Source organism: Streptomyces sp. NPDC033136 (genome assembly GCF_055578235.1).
The window spans coordinates 196,595-210,445 of sequence record NZ_JBVIPD010000001.1 but is presented as its reverse complement, the minus strand read 5'-3'; the positions used below and the strand labels follow the sequence as shown (position 1 = coordinate 210,445).

Annotated in this window: 10 protein-coding genes and 1 pseudogene; 3 read left to right on the top strand and 8 right to left on the bottom strand. The window is 72.0% G+C overall.

The window, feature by feature from the left end:
• Positions 1–5 precede the first annotated feature (5 nt).
• The 5 genes from ACZ5TL_RS01005 to ACZ5TL_RS00985 all read right to left on the bottom strand — a co-directional run bounded on the left by ACZ5TL_RS01005 (position 6) and on the right by ACZ5TL_RS00985 (position 5,054).
• Positions 6–2,090, bottom strand: a complete 2,085-nt coding sequence (locus tag ACZ5TL_RS01005; RefSeq protein WP_468586329.1) for a copper resistance CopC/CopD family protein — start codon at positions 2,088–2,090, stop codon at positions 6–8.
• Between the two features lie 13 nt (positions 2,091–2,103).
• Positions 2,104–2,583, bottom strand: coding sequence for a copper chaperone PCu(A)C (locus ACZ5TL_RS01000; protein ID WP_468586327.1), 480 nt, complete (start codon positions 2,581–2,583; stop codon positions 2,104–2,106).
• A complete protein-coding gene (locus ACZ5TL_RS00995) occupies positions 2,580–3,233 on the bottom strand; it encodes an SCO family protein (RefSeq protein WP_468586325.1) in 654 nt (217 codons plus the stop codon). Before ACZ5TL_RS00995 ends, ACZ5TL_RS01000 begins: the two co-directional genes overlap by 4 nt.
• 94 nt (positions 3,234–3,327) lie before the next feature.
• Positions 3,328–4,077 (bottom strand): YcnI family copper-binding membrane protein, encoded by a 750-nt coding sequence (locus tag ACZ5TL_RS00990; RefSeq protein WP_468586323.1) that lies wholly within the window; start codon positions 4,075–4,077, stop codon positions 3,328–3,330.
• Between the two features lie 155 nt (positions 4,078–4,232).
• A complete protein-coding gene (locus ACZ5TL_RS00985; RefSeq protein WP_468586321.1) occupies positions 4,233–5,054 on the bottom strand; it encodes a hypothetical protein in 822 nt (273 codons plus the stop codon).
• A gap of 266 nt (positions 5,055–5,320) precedes the next feature.
• Here ACZ5TL_RS00985 and ACZ5TL_RS00980 point away from each other — a divergent pair, with 266 nt between their 5' ends.
• Positions 5,321–5,785, top strand: a complete 465-nt coding sequence (locus ACZ5TL_RS00980; RefSeq protein WP_468586319.1) for an ATP-binding protein — start codon at positions 5,321–5,323, stop codon at positions 5,783–5,785.
• Between the two features lie 52 nt (positions 5,786–5,837).
• Here the strand turns inward: ACZ5TL_RS00980 and ACZ5TL_RS00975 are convergent, their stop codons facing one another.
• On the bottom strand, positions 5,838–8,831 hold the full coding sequence (locus tag ACZ5TL_RS00975; protein ID WP_468586317.1) for a glycine--tRNA ligase: 2,994 nt from the start codon (positions 8,829–8,831) through the stop codon (positions 5,838–5,840).
• A 176-nt stretch (positions 8,832–9,007) separates the two neighbouring features.
• On the opposite strand from ACZ5TL_RS00975, the pseudogene ACZ5TL_RS00970 reads away from it, so the two are divergent.
• A pseudogene (locus ACZ5TL_RS00970) lies at positions 9,008–9,594 on the top strand (triphosphoribosyl-dephospho-CoA synthase); the annotation flags it as partial.
• Here ACZ5TL_RS00970 and ACZ5TL_RS00965 read toward each other — a convergent pair.
• Both ACZ5TL_RS00965 and ACZ5TL_RS00960 read right to left on the bottom strand, forming a co-directional pair.
• The gene (locus tag ACZ5TL_RS00965) at positions 9,593–11,056 is read right to left on the bottom strand and encodes an aminopeptidase P family protein (protein WP_468586316.1); all 1,464 of its coding nucleotides are present in this window, start codon (positions 11,054–11,056) and stop codon (positions 9,593–9,595) included. The pseudogene ACZ5TL_RS00970 and the gene ACZ5TL_RS00965 sit on opposite strands and share 2 nt — an antisense overlap.
• A gap of 75 nt (positions 11,057–11,131) precedes the next feature.
• The gene (locus tag ACZ5TL_RS00960; protein ID WP_468586314.1) at positions 11,132–12,682 is read right to left on the bottom strand and encodes a PP2C family protein-serine/threonine phosphatase; all 1,551 of its coding nucleotides are present in this window, start codon (positions 12,680–12,682) and stop codon (positions 11,132–11,134) included.
• Positions 12,683–13,185: 503 nt separating this feature from the next.
• Here ACZ5TL_RS00960 and ACZ5TL_RS00955 point away from each other — a divergent pair.
• Positions 13,186–13,851 (top strand): bifunctional DNA primase/polymerase, encoded by a 666-nt coding sequence (locus ACZ5TL_RS00955; protein ID WP_468586312.1) that lies wholly within the window; start codon positions 13,186–13,188, stop codon positions 13,849–13,851.

Here is a 13,851-nt window from a genome sequence, read left to right as displayed (position 1 = left end):
TCGTTTCAGCCGATCTGCGCGTTCTTGGAGACGGTCACCTCGTCGATGTCGGAGGTCCGCACGGTCACGTCGACCTGCCAGTCGCCTGCCATGGGGATCTGCACTCCGGTCGCCGACCAGTGTCCGGTAGCGATGTGGTCGGGGACGACGGGCAGGGGCCCGATGTCCTTGGCTTCGAGGGTGAACTCGACCTTCACTTCGGGGATGTCGAAGGCCCGGCCGTTGGGCCGCTCCACGTAGACGTGCATCTCGTTGCTGCCCACGCGTGCGGGGTCGAGGTCGATCGTGGCGATGCCCTTGCCGTCCTTGCCGCCGGTGTCGAACGGCATGTTCAGGGTCAGCGCCCCGGATGCGCCCGCGTCGGCGGAGGCGGACGCGGAGGACGAGGCGGCCGCCTGGGCCTCCTGCTCCGTGCGTCCCGGCTCGGTCTGCGTCAGCACGGTGGTGACGGCGAGCAGGACGACGGCGATGCCGGCCTCGGCCAGCACGGAGCGGCGCAGGCCGAAGCGGTTCGGGTCCGCGTCCCGCAGCCGTTTCTGCCGGGCGGCGTCCCGAGCGGCCCGCTGCCGGGCGAGCTGGGCGGCGCGCTCGGCGTCGGCGGGCTCGGCGCCGGTGGGCTCGATGCCGGTGGGCTCGATGCCGATGGGCTCGGACTCAGGCTGCTCGTCGGGGTCGGTGCCCGTGCCGGCGCTCCCGCCCGCGCCCGTGCCGGACCTGCTCTCGCCGGAGGCATCGGTGTCCGTGCCGCCGGACGCCTCGGCCCCCGCACCGACCCGCGCCTTCTCCCGATCCGCCGACGCCGGAACCGTCTCCGCCAGCCGACCCGTCCACCGGCGCGAAATCCACGCGACGCCGACCAGGACGGCCACCAGGGCGATCTTGGCCAGGAGGAGCTGGCCGTAGCGGGTGTCGGTGAAGGCGGACCAGGAGCCGAGCTGGCGCCAGGACTGGTACGTGCCGGTCGCGATCAGCGCGAGAACGCTGCCGAAGGCGAGGCGGGAGTAACGGCGTACGGCCGAGGCGTCGACCGGCGTGTCGGCGGGCGCCCGGTACAGGGCGACCAGCAGCGCGCCCAGTCCGCCCAGCCAGGCGGCGACGGCCAGGAGATGGAGCACGTCGACCGGCATGGCGATGCCCGCCTGGAGCCCGACCGAGGCGTGCTCGGACATCGCCCAGCTCGCGGCGAGCCCGGCCGCCACGACGACCCCGCCGATCGAGAGCCCGAAGGCGAGGTCCCGCTTCTCCTGGGCGTCCTCGCTCGCATCCGGCTGTCGGCGCAGAGGGCCGTCGTCCAGGGTGGTGGGCGACGGACGGGCGTAGGCCCCGAACAGCACGGCGACGAACAGCGCCGCCGCCGCCAGCAGCAGCAGCCGGGACACCAGGGCCGCGCCGGTCTTGGTCTGCAGCACCTGCCCGAGCAGGGACAGGTCGAAGACGTCGGCGACCTTCCCGGATCCCGTGAAGGAGCCGCGCAGGAGCAGCAGGGCGAGGGTCGCCGCGGTGAGCGCGACCCACCCGGAGACGACGAACCGCTGGACCGGCCGCACCCCGGAACCGCGCGGCCAGCACGCGAGCACGAAGGCGGCGCCGCCGGCCAGCACGATGAACCCGGCGTACGACACGTACCGCCCGAAGCCGTACAGCCAGCCGACCACCCCGTCGTCCGTCGACTGCCCGGACACCGACACGGACGTCTTGGAGGGGGCGCCGATGGAGAAGGTGTAGGCGCCGGCGACGGGGTGGCTGTCCGCCGACACGACCTGGTAGGCCACCGTGTACGTGCCGTCGGGCAGACCGGAGTGCAGCCGCACGGCGTACGTCGTGCCGCTGACGTTGGACGGCTCGCCCGTGTCGACGCGCTTGCCCTCGGGGTCGAGCACGCGCAGCGAGTCGTCGGAGAGCGCGACCTGCTCGGAGAAGGTGAGCGAGATTCGGGACGGGGCCTTGTCGACCACCGCCCCCTGCCCGGGGTCGCTGCCGGTCACCGCGGCGTGCGCGGACGCCGGACCGGCTCCGGCGAGGAGTGCGCAGGTCGCGGCCAGGAAAAGCAGCACCAGGATCCGGACGCGGGGGGCGATGGTCTGCGTCACAGTGGTCCCTCCCTCAGTGTCCGGTCTTGGGGGTGTAGGTCGCGGGCTTCACCGGCATCTCGACCTTGACGGGGTCGGAGTGGGCGAAGTGCAGTTCTACGGAGACCGTCTGGCCTTCCTTCGGCTTGCGCGTCAGCTGCTCGAACATCAGGTGGTCGCCGCCGCTCTTCAGCGCCAGTTGTCCGTGTGCCGGGATCTTCAGGCTCTTGACCTCCTGCATCGCCCCGTCGACGGTCTTGTGCACGGTGACCTGCCCGATGTCGCTGGTGACCTCGGTCAGCTCGTCGGCGGCACCGCCTTTGTTGGTGACGGTGACGAAGCCGGCCGCCATGTCGTCGGACACCGGCTGCGGCATGTACGCGGAACCGGCGGAGAGTTCCGCCGCTCCGCCCGAGGCGCCGGAGTCCGCGGAGCCCGAGTCCGAGCCGCCGCAGCCCGCCAGGGCGAGTGCCCCGGCTATGGCGAGGGCCGCCGGGCCGAGTCGCCGCCTCACGGGTTATCCCCCTTGGCGATCTTGGGGAGGTCCTTGGTGTAGTCGTCGACGGTTGCGTCCTCGCCGTAGAGCACATAGCCGCCGTCGGTCTTCGGCGAGAACGCGATGACCTGGGTGCCGTGCTCGGAGACGAGCTTGCCGTTCTTGTCCTTTGTCGTCGGCTCGATGGAGATGCCGAGGGTGCGGGCGCCGGCCTGGATGGTCGCGAAGTCGCCCGTGAGGCCGACGAAGGTGGGGTCGATGCCCTTGAGCCACTTGCCGAGCTCGGCCGAGGTGTCCCGCTCGGGGTCGGTGGTGACGAACACCACGCGCAGTTCGTCCTGCTCGGCCTTGGGCAACTGCTTCTTGGCGACGGCGATGTTGTTCATCGTCAGGGGGCAGACGTCGGGGCAGTGGGTGTAGCCGAAGTAGACCAGCGTGGGCTTGCCCTCGGTCTCCTTGCGGAGGTCGTACTTCTTGCCCTGCGTGTCGGTGAGGACCAGGTCCGGCTTCTCGAAGGGCTTGTCGAGGACCGTTGCGGCCTGGTCGGTGCCGGCCTCCTCCGACACCACGGCGACGGGCTTGTTGCTGTCGTCGCCGCTGCCGCAGGCGGTCAGGGTCAGGGAGGCGGCGGCAAGCAGAGCGGCCGCGGCGAAGGTCTTGGTGCGCATTGGAAAATGTCCCAGATGTCGGTGACCCGGCGCGCACCGGGGTGTCCCGCCCGGGGGCGGTGACCCCGGTGCGCGCCAGGCAACGGAAGCAGCGTCAGGCGTTGGTACGCCGACGCCCGGCGAGAACGCCGTAGGCGACACCCGCCGCGCCGACCACGATGCCGACGATGCCCAGGACGCGGGCGGTGGTGTCGGTGGCGTCGGAGGAGCCGGAGTCGGAGGCGGAGGCGGCGGTTTCGGTGGAGGCCTTCTCGGCCGACTTGGCGTCGGAGCCCTCGTCGGCCGACGAGTCGTGGTGCCCGTCCTCGGAGGCGGCGGACAGCTCCAGTACCGGGGCCGGGTTGTCGGGCTCGTCCTGGCCCTCCTGCGGCACCTCGATCCAGCGGACGACCTCCTTGTTGGAGTACGTCTGCAGGGCCTTGAAGACCAGCCGGTCGGTGTCCTCGGGCAGCTGGCCGACGGAGAGCGGGAACTTCTCGAAGTAGCCGGGCTCGATGCCCTTGCCGTCGGCGGTCCAGGTGACCTTGGTGACGGCCTCGGTGATCTTCTTGCCGTGCATCTCGAGCGGCTTGTCCAGCTTGGACTTGGTGACCTCGATCTTCCAGCCGGGCATCGGCTCCGGCATCACCGAGGACAGCGGGTGGTCGGTCGGGAAGGTGACCTCGAGCTTGGTGGTCGAGGCGTTGTCGCGCTCGTTGGGGACCTTGAAGTCCACGACCGCGTAACCGCCCTTGGCGGCTGTGCCCTCGGGCTGCACGCTGACGTGCGCGAAGGCGGGGGAGGACAGGGCGAGAACGGTGACACCGGCGGCGGCACCGGCCGCGGTGATACGGGAAGCCTTCATGGAAGGAAGCACTCCGCTGTGAGTCGGGTCGGGATGAGGAAGAGGGATGCGCGCGCGTGCCGCACGACGGCGTCCCTCCTCCGGGGCATCCCGGAAACCCGGAGGCTCCGAGGAGCCGGGGTCCGAGGAAGCGCAGTGGTGGTGGTCGCGTCGCGTCAGGCGGCGAGGGCGAGCGCGGCTGCGGAAGCCGTGACCGTCGGCGGGCCGCGCCGGATCACCGTGTGCTGCAGCTCGGTGGTACGGGGCATCGGCGGCGCGGGCCGCGTGGCGTGCGCGGGCCGCGGACGTGCCTCAGGTGCTTCCGGAAGCCCGGCGCTCAGGGCGGGCACCAGTGCGAGCGCGGCCCGCAGAGAGCGCACGAGCGCCCCCTCGGCGACACCTTGCGCCGACAGTTCGGCGAGCCGCAGCAGCGCCAGGTCGCCGCGGCGCAGCAGCCAGCCGGCGGCGAGCGCCGCGAGGACGTGGCCGAGCAGCATCGGCAGGGACGGCCACAGCGAGGCCGACGACCCGGGTACGGCATCCGCGGGCAGGTGCGTGTGCGCCCCCGTGGCGGGCTGGATCCGGGCGTCGGTGAGGATCTTGTGGGCCTGCGCCGGGCTGATCGCCGCCGCCGTCGTGCCGCACACGAACCGCGCGGCCTGCTGCACCAGCGCGGCATCGCTCACGCCCGCCGGCACCGAGGCCGTGGCGGCGGCCGTACCGTGCTGGCCGAGGCCGAACAAGGTGTGCAGCACTGTCTGGCCAGCGGCGAGCAGCGCCGCGATCCCCGCCAGCGAGCGCACCCGCCCGGCGAGGGGAGCCACCACGACGCCCACTCCGAGGAACCCGGCGCCCAGCGTCCACAGCGGGATCCCGTCGCAGGAGGCGAGCGCGTGACCTGCCCCGGCCAGCACGACGCAGACCGCGGCGAACACCGCGGCCCGCAGAATCCGGAGCGTGGGTCCGGAGCGCGTCGCGCACGCGTGGGGGGCAGACATGGCGGGCTCATCATCGCACTGGCCCCGCGAGCCCTGTACGCCAGGTCCGCAAGATGCCGTACGACAGGAAGGTCACCCTCTGATCCCGCACGTCCCGGGATGCGCCCCTTCTCGCACCCCGATGCCCCGATATCCACCCTCATATACACCGATCAGGACCAGTGCGCATCCGCCGTATGGGCGGCATCACGTCAACTTCGCGCTTACGCGAGGGGACTGGGGGCAATACGTAACGGTATGTCGAGCCGCGGCCAGGAGGCTGGAGCATGAGCATCTGGTGGTCACTCCATCTGCGGCGCGAAGCTGCGAGCGTGCCACTCGCCCGGCGCCTACTGATCGGCACGATGGAGACCGCGGGCGTGGACCCCGACATCTCCTACGACCTCTCCGTCGCCCTCAGCGAGGCCTGCGCGAACGCCGTGGAGCACGGCGGGGAGACAGGGTGCGACCCTGGCTCGGAGGCGTACCGGGTCACCGCGTATCTCGACGGCGAGAAGTGCAGGATCGAGGTCGCCGACGCGGGGCCGGGCTTCCCCGGGCCCTCCGTCGGCCGGTCCCGGCCGCAGATCCGGCCCGCCCACTCCGACGCGGAGCACGGCAGGGGGCTGTGTCTCATCGAGGAACTCGCCGACCACGTCCAGATCGGCAACAAGCCGGGCAGGGGCGGAGCCGTGGTGAGCTTCGACAAGGTCCTGAAGTGGCGTGAGAACGCACCGCTGATGGCCGTGTGACCTCCCCGCCCGGGCGGTGTTTCACGTGAAACACCGCCCGATAGCGGCCGCTTTACAGCGCTCCCCAGTCCAGCGTCGTCCGCGCCAGTCCCGCCACCTCCGTCAGCAGCGCCAGCCGAGCCGCGCGGACCGCCGGGTCGGGGTCCATCACCAGCACCTCGTCGAAGAAGGTGCCGATCGCGTCGACCAGCGGGGCGGAGACCTCGATCAGCGCCCCGAGATCGTCCTCGCGTCCCTGCAGGGCCTCGCGTACCTCCTGCGCACTCTCGGCGAGACGCAGTTCGGCGGGCGCGGTCAGCAGGGACGGATCCGCCGCCTCGACCCCGCCCTCGGGCAGGATCCGCACCACCCGCTGGAACGCGGCAGCCAGCGCCTCGAAGGCTTCGCTCCCGACATGCCGTTCCAGCGTGGCCAGCGTGCGGTCCCCGTGCGCGGGGCGGTCGGCCCACACCAGGACGGCCTGCACGAGCCGGTGCTCGTGCCCGGCGTCCGTGAGCTGCTGCTCATAGCGCCGGGTGATCAGCTCGGCGGCCTCCGCGACTCGCTCGGCGGGCACCTCGACGCCCTGCGCGGCATACCGTACGGCCGCCGCGCGCAGCCCCTCGCTCACCCGCACCCCGGCCACGGCGGGCAGACTCCGCAACACGTTGAGCAGCCCGATCGCGGCCCGGCGGACCCCGTACGGGTCGGAACTGCCGGTCGGCGCGGCACCGATCACGAACATGCCCGTCACCAGGTCGAACCGGTCGGCGAGCGAGAGCACGGCACCCGCGTCCCCGGCCGGCAGGGTGCCACCGGCGGAACGCGGCAACTCCATCTCGGCCAGGGCCTGGGCGACCTCGGCGGACTCCCCGGCCCGGCGCGCGTACTCCTCAGCCATCACTCCGGCCAGGCCGGAGAACTCGATCACCATCTGCGAGGCCAGATCGAACTTCGCCAGCGCACCGGCCCGCCGCACGACCCCCACCGCCTCCTCCGGAAGCCCGGCCCGCCCGGCCAGGTCGACGGCGAGGGAGGCGAGCCGGTCGGCACGGTCGGCGACCGTACCGAGCCGGTCCTCGAAGGTCAGCTTGTCCAGCCGCCGCCGGAACTCCTCCGGCGCCACCTTCAGATCCGCCCGCCAGAAGAACGCGGCGTCCTCGTACCGGGCCCGCAGCACCGCCTCGTTGCCCGCCCGCACCACGTCGTCGTCGCACAGGGCGTTGGCGAACGTCACGAAGTGCGGCATGAGCCGCTCGCCGTCCAGCACCGGCAGATAGCGCTGGTGCTTGCGCATCACCGTGGTCAGGACGCTCGCGGGCAATTCGAGATAGCGCTCGTCGAACGAACCGCGTACGGCGTAGGGGAACTCCAGGATGTCGGTGATCTCGTCGATCAGCCCGGACTGGCCCTCCACATCGATGCGCCCGCCCACCTCGGCCGCCGCCTCCAGGGCGCCGCGCACCACCGCCCCGCGCCGGGCGTCCCGGTCGAGCAGGATGCCGTGCATGTGAAGGAAGTGCGGGTAGCCCTCGGCGGAGGTCACCCGGACCTCCGGGTAGGGGGCCTGGCGCTGCACCCGGGTCGTGTCGCCCGAGGCGAGCGAGGAGACCACCACGGGCAGGGGAGTGCGGCCCAGCAGCGCGAGCAGCCAGCGCACGGGACGCGAGAACGCCAGACCCGGGTCGCTCCACCGCATGTTGCGTCCGGCCCGCAGTCCGGACACGACCTCGGCCAGCAGCTCGCTGAGCACCTCGACGGCCGGACGCCCCTCCTCGTGCCGGGTGACCGCCACGTGCTCGACCCCGTTGACCTCGACGACCCGCACATCGGCCGGTTCGGCCCCCTGACTGCGGGCGAAGCCCAGCAGCGCGGGCGTCGGAGCACCGTCCTTGTAGGCGGCGGCGACCTTGGGCCCGCGCACGGTCCGCATCGTGTCCCGCTCGCGCGGCTGCACGCCGTCGACGGTGATCACGATCCGGCGCGGTGTGGCCATCACGGTGATCACCCCGTGCCCCAGCCGCGTCTCGGCCAGCTTGGCGGTGACCGACGCGCGCACCGCCTCGGTGGTGGCGGGGACGTCGGCGTACGGGAGTTCCTCCACACCGATCTCGAACAGCAGCGTCTCGGCACCGGGCACCTTGGGCAGCCGTGCCCGCTCGGCCGGGGCCGGGGCGAGTGCCACCCCGAGCGGATGCTCCAGCGCGGCCCGCCGTCGCTCCCACAGCTTCGCCGACTCGTGCGTCAGCCCGCGCATCAGCGAGAACGCCTTGGCCCGCTCCGTCGTGCTGATCGCGCCGCGCGCGTCGAGCACGTTGAAGGTGTGGCTGCACTTCAGCACGTACGTGTACGCCGGAACCGGCAATTCGAGGTCGAGCAGGCGCCGGGCCTCGGCCGCGTACGACTCGAACAGCCGGTGGTTGGTGTCGATGTCAGCGTCGTCGAGGTAGTAGCGGCTCATCTCGTACTCGTTCTGCCCGAACACCTCGCCGTACGTGATGCCCGGCGCGTACACGATGTCCTTGAAGTGGGACACGCCCTGCAGGTTCATCAGAATGCGTTCGAGGCCGTACGTGATCTCCACCGACACCGGGTCCAGGGCGACACCGCCGACCTGCTGGAAGTAGGTGAACTGGGTGATCTCCATGCCGTCCAGCCAGACCTCCCAGCCCAGCCCCCAGGCGCCGAGCGCGGGTGAGGCCCAGTTGTCCTCGACGAACCGCACGTCATGCGCGTTCAGATCGACACCGAGCGCCCTCAGGCTGCCCAGGTACAGTTCCTGCGGGTTGCCCGGGTCGGGCTTGAGGATGACCTGGAACTGGGTGTGGGTCTGGAGCCGGTTGGGATTCTCGCCGTAGCGCGAGTCGTCCGGCCGCACGCTCGGCTCCACGTAGGCGACGCTCCACGGCTCGGGACCGATCACCCGCAGAGCCGTGGCCGGGTTGGCCGTACCGGCCCCGACCTCGGTGTTCAGCGGCTGCGTGATCATGCAGCCGTTGTCGCTCCAGTACTTCTGCAGGGTGAGGATGGCGTCCTGCATGGTCAGCGCCGTCTGGACGTTTTTCATGGTGATCGCGCCTGTTCCCCGAGTCGGCCCGGCAAGGTCGGCCATGATCTCACACGTCAACTACCGCTGACCTGGTGTTCTTTGACCGACCGGTCGGACGCTTCCCGCCCGCCCACAGCAGGCGCACAGCCCGTCCTCATACCCCTGACGGGTGGCGCCCCCAGATTCCCGGCCCCATGACGGGAACGCATCACGGGAACGGCCACGAGGACGAGGCACTCGCCCGGGCCGCCGTCGGCGCATTGGTCGACCAGCTGGCCCTGGCCCCCAAGCCGGGTCTGTCCGACCCGCGCGACCTGACGGCCCGGGCCATCCGCCGGGACCACCGCGCCCTGCGCTGGTCGGCCAGGGCGCTGCTCCCCGGTCTCACGGCGATGGCCGCCGCGGCCCGCCGCCCGGGCGAGCCCAGCGCCCGGCTCCGCGCGGAACACACGGTAGCTCTGGCGGGCGGCGGCCACCGGGCGCCCTGTGGACGCTGGGCCTGTTGGTGGTCCTCGGGCGCGCGGCGGCGGCACTGCTGCCGGGAGCCGGCCCGGCCGACACCACGGCGCTGGCCTAACAGCTCGCGGCCCACCCGGACCGCCGCGCCCTGCGCCGCCCCTCCCGCGGCTCCACGATGTCGGCCCGCTACGGCGCGGCCGGCGCCAGAGGGGAGGCCAGGGCCGGATTCCCTCATGTCCGCCGCGCCCTGACCGCTCTCACCACGGCCCGCGCTCAGGGCGCCGCAGAACCCCAGGCCCGCCTGGACGCCCCGCTGAATCTCAGCCCTTGACGGAGGCCATCCAGGCCTCGACCTCTTCGGACCGGCGAGGCAGCGCCGCACTCAGGTTCCGGTTGCCGTCCTCGGTGACCAGGATGTCGTCCTCGATCCGCACACCGATGCCCCGGTACTGCTCCGGCACGGTCAGATCGTCCGCCTGGAAGTACAGCCCCGGCTCCACGGTCAGGCACATCCCCGGCTCGAGCACGCCGTCCACGTACGCCTCGACGCGCGCCGCCGCACAGTCGTGCACGTCCATGCCCAGCATGTGTCCCGTCCCGTGCAGCGTCCACCGCCGCTGGAGCCCCAGCTCCAGCACCCGCTCGACCGGACCCTCGACGAGCCCCCACTCGACGAGCTTCTCGGTCAGCACCCGCTGCGCGGCGTCATGGAAGTCCCGGTACTTCGCGCCCGGCTTCACCGCCGCGATCCCGGCCTCCTGGGCCTCGTACACGGCGTCGTAGATCTTGCGCTGGATCTCGCTGAACCGCCCGTTGACCGGCAGCGTCCGCGTCACGTCGGCCGTGTAGTACGTGTGCGTCTCGACGCCCGCGTCGAGCAGCAGCAGGTCGCCCGACCGCACGGGCCCGTCGTTGCGCACCCAGTGCAGCGTGCAGGCGTGCGGTCCGGCCGCGGCGATCGTGCCGTAGCCGACGTCGTTGCCCTCGACGCGCGCGCGGAGGAAGAACGTGCCCTCGATGTACCGCTCGGAGGTCGCCTCGGCCTTGTCGAGGACCTTCACCACGTCCTCGAAGCCGCGGACGGTCGAGTCGACCGCCTTCTGCAGCTCGCCGATCTCGAACCCGTCCTTGACCAGGCGCGCCTCGGAGAGGAAGACCCGCAGCTCCTCGTCGCGCTCGGCGGTGACCTTGTCGGTCAGCGCGGCCTCGATGCCGGCGTCGTACCCGCGCACGACCCGCACCGGCCCGGTGGCCTCGCGCAGCGCCCCGGACAGCTCGCGCACGTCGGAGGCGGGGATGCCGTACAGCTTCTCGGCCTCGGTGAGGGAGTGCCGGCGGCCGACCCACAGCTCGCCCTGGCCGTCCAGCCAGAACTCGCCGTTCTCCCGGTCGGACCGAGGCAGGAGGTAGATCGTCGCCTCGTGGCCCTTGCCCTCGGGCTCCAGGACCAGGACGCCGTCCTCGGTCTGGTTTCCGGTGAGGTAGGCGTACTCGACGGAGGCGCGGAAGGCGTACTCGGTGTCGTTCGAGCGGGTCTTCAGGTTGCCCGCCGGGATCACCAGACGCTCGCCCGGGAAGCGCGCCGACAGCGCGGCCCGGCGGGCGGCGGTCTCGGCGGCCTGGGGGACGGGGTCGAGGTCACGCAGCTCGGTGTCGGCCCAGCCGCTCTTCATGTTCTCGGCCAGCTCGTCGGACACGCCCGGGTACAGTCCGTTCTTCCGCTGCTTGATCGGCTCTTCGCTCTCTTCCGGGGTCGCCGGTGTGAGCTCCTCGGCCACGGTCATCCTCCTCGGTACGGCACTGGACCTCCTCCACTGTACGGCGGCGTGAAAGCGGGCCCAGGCCGATGACGAGGAGCGTTACTCGAAGCGCGCCGCCAGCACGACGACGTCCTCAGCGTCGTTCTCCCCCAGTCTCGAATGCGCTCGACCCGGAGGTGCCCCCCGGTCCAGCCCGTCCGGCAGCACGCTCCGCAGGACGTGGTCGGCGATCGCGCCGGGGTCGGTCCGCAGGGCCCGGGGCACCCCGGCCGCCGCCGCGTGCAGCCGGGCGAAGGCGCGGTCGGTGGCCTCGCCGGTGCGGTGCAGCAGACCGTCGGTGTAGAGCAGAACCGTCTCTCCGGGTTCGGCGAGGATCTCCACGCTCGGTGCTTCCCAGCAGGCGAGCATGCCGAGGGGGGCGGAGACCGAGGTCTCGACGAACTCCGTGCGGCGCTGTCCGATCAGCAGGGGCGGGCTGTGCCCGGCCCCCGCCAGCGTGATCTTGCGGGCGGCCGGTTCGCAGTAGCCGAACAGGGCGGTGGCCGAGCGGGCCGGTTCGGTCAGCCGCAGCAGCAGCTCCAGGTCGGACAGGACGGCGACCGGATCCTCCCCCTCCATCACGGCGTACGCGCGCAGGGACGCCCGCAGCCGCCCCATCGCGGCGACCGCGCTGGGCCCCGACCCGGTGACGGAGCCGACGGCGAGGCTGAGGGCGGCGTCGGGCAGCGGCAGCGCGTCGTACCAGTCGCCCCCGCCGCGCGGGCCGGTGCGGTGCCGGACGGCGAGCTGGACGCCGGCCACCCGGGGCAGCCGCGCGGGCAGCAGTTCGTCGGACATCGTCGCCATGGACGCGCGTGTGCGCTCCAGTTCCACGATCCGGGCCAGGTGCTCGGCGGCGTACCGGGCGTACAGGCCGGCGAGATGGCGCTGCCGCTCGCCCGGTTCGGCGGGCTCGTCGTAGAGCCAGACGGCGGCGCCGAGGCGGCCGGCGGCCTCGGTCGACAGGGGGAGGGCGTAGCTGGCGGCGTAGCCGAGGCGGGCGGCGACCTCGCGGTGGCGGGGGTGGAGCCCCTCCTCGGCGAACAGGTCGGGGTCGGCGATGCCGCCCTCGCCGCCCGGCAGCCCCTCGAGGATCCGCCCGTGGGACAGGGCGCTGCGCGGCACGGTCTCGATGTGGCCGAGGTCGGCGCGGGCCAGGCCCAGGCCGACGGTGGTGTCCGGGCCGAGTCCGTCGCCGGGTTCGAGGACGACCAGTCCGCGCCGGGCGCCGACGAGGGCGGCGCCGGCCCGCAGCGTTTCCTGGAGCGCCTCGTCGAGCGCGGCCGTGCGGGCCAGGCGTTCGGTCAGTTCGTGCAGCGTGGTGAGGTCGGAGACCCAGCCGGCGAGGCGGTCCTGCAGGATCGCGCCGGGTGGGACCGGGGGGTGTGCGGGGGCGGCCGGGGCGGCACCCGCCGCGACGGGCGCGACAGTGTGGGCGGGCGGCGGAACCGTTGAATCGATTCCAGCCACTTTCGGAGGGTGCGGAGCGTTCATGGCGTCCGGCCTTCCGACCGGCGCGTACTGCTCAAAAGCATCGCAAACCCCCATGTCATTCTGCGCCGCTAGCAGTGTCTCCACATGTACACGCACTCGTGAGGAGATGTCCAGCATTGTCCTGCTGGGATTCCTGGTGTCCGTGAGGTTCGAGGGAACAACTCTCCTTCCTCTTGCGGAAATGTGAATTTGGCTTAAAACTGCCGCAGTGGACGGCTTATTGCGGTCGACTGGGCTTGCTCGACGGAGCGTCACAACGGTCGTGATGGGTACGTACTCGGTGAAGGCCAGGGGTGGTTGGGAATCACCCGGAACCTGGTGACGGAACCGGGCGTCCTATCCACCGACGACCGTGCCCCATCCTCCCGTGGCGGAGGCGGAGAGAAATACGCGCGACGGCAAACGCCATACTTCGCCACCCCTACGCCAGGCCCGTGCTTTTGACACACGCAGTATGGGCGGGACGGCCGCGGAGGCAGCCCACGCTCGACCCATAGGGGTTCCCCTTGCTTCCAGCAGGGGTGTGATGCGCCAACAGGTACGCACAGTGAAGTGATCGACACATGTTGTGATGTGGACCACGGTGTTGCCAGGCGTGCAACGGAAAGGAACGAGCGCTCATGCGCGAGATCCTCGGAAGGCGACGCAGGCTCCTGTCTCAGCGCGGTGACGGGAGGCCTGAACTGATCGGCGCGGCGCTGACCTACGCGACGGAATGGCAGTGGCCCGTACTCCCGGGCGTGGCGGCGGACCCGCAGGGGCCGGGCCGCTGCGCCTGCCCCGACCCGGAGTGCACGGTGCCCGGCGCGCACCCCTTCGACCCCGGCCTCCTCGCGGCCACCACCGACGGGCGCATGGTCCGCTGGTGGTGGAGCAACCGGCCGACGGCGCCGATCGTCCTGGCCACCGGCGGCAAGGCCCCCTGCGCGGTCTCCCTGCCGGCCGTGCCGGCCGCCCGCGCCCTCGAGGCACTCGACCGCACGGGCATGCGGCTCGGCCCGGTCGTCGCCTCCTCCAGCCGGTGGGCGATCCTCGTGAAGCCGTACTCCATGGAGCAGCTCGGCGAACTGCTCTACGCCAAGGACTTCGTGCCCGGCTCCCTCCGCTTCCACGGCGAGGGCGGCTACCTGGCCCTGCCTCCGTCGGAGACGGGCCAGGGCGAGATCCGCTGGGAGCGGGCACCGCTGCCCGGCTCCGCCTCACCGTGGGTGCCCGATGTCGAGGCCGTGGTGGACGCCGTGGTCGACGTGCTCACTCGTACGGGTGTGAGCGCGCCCGAGTTCTAG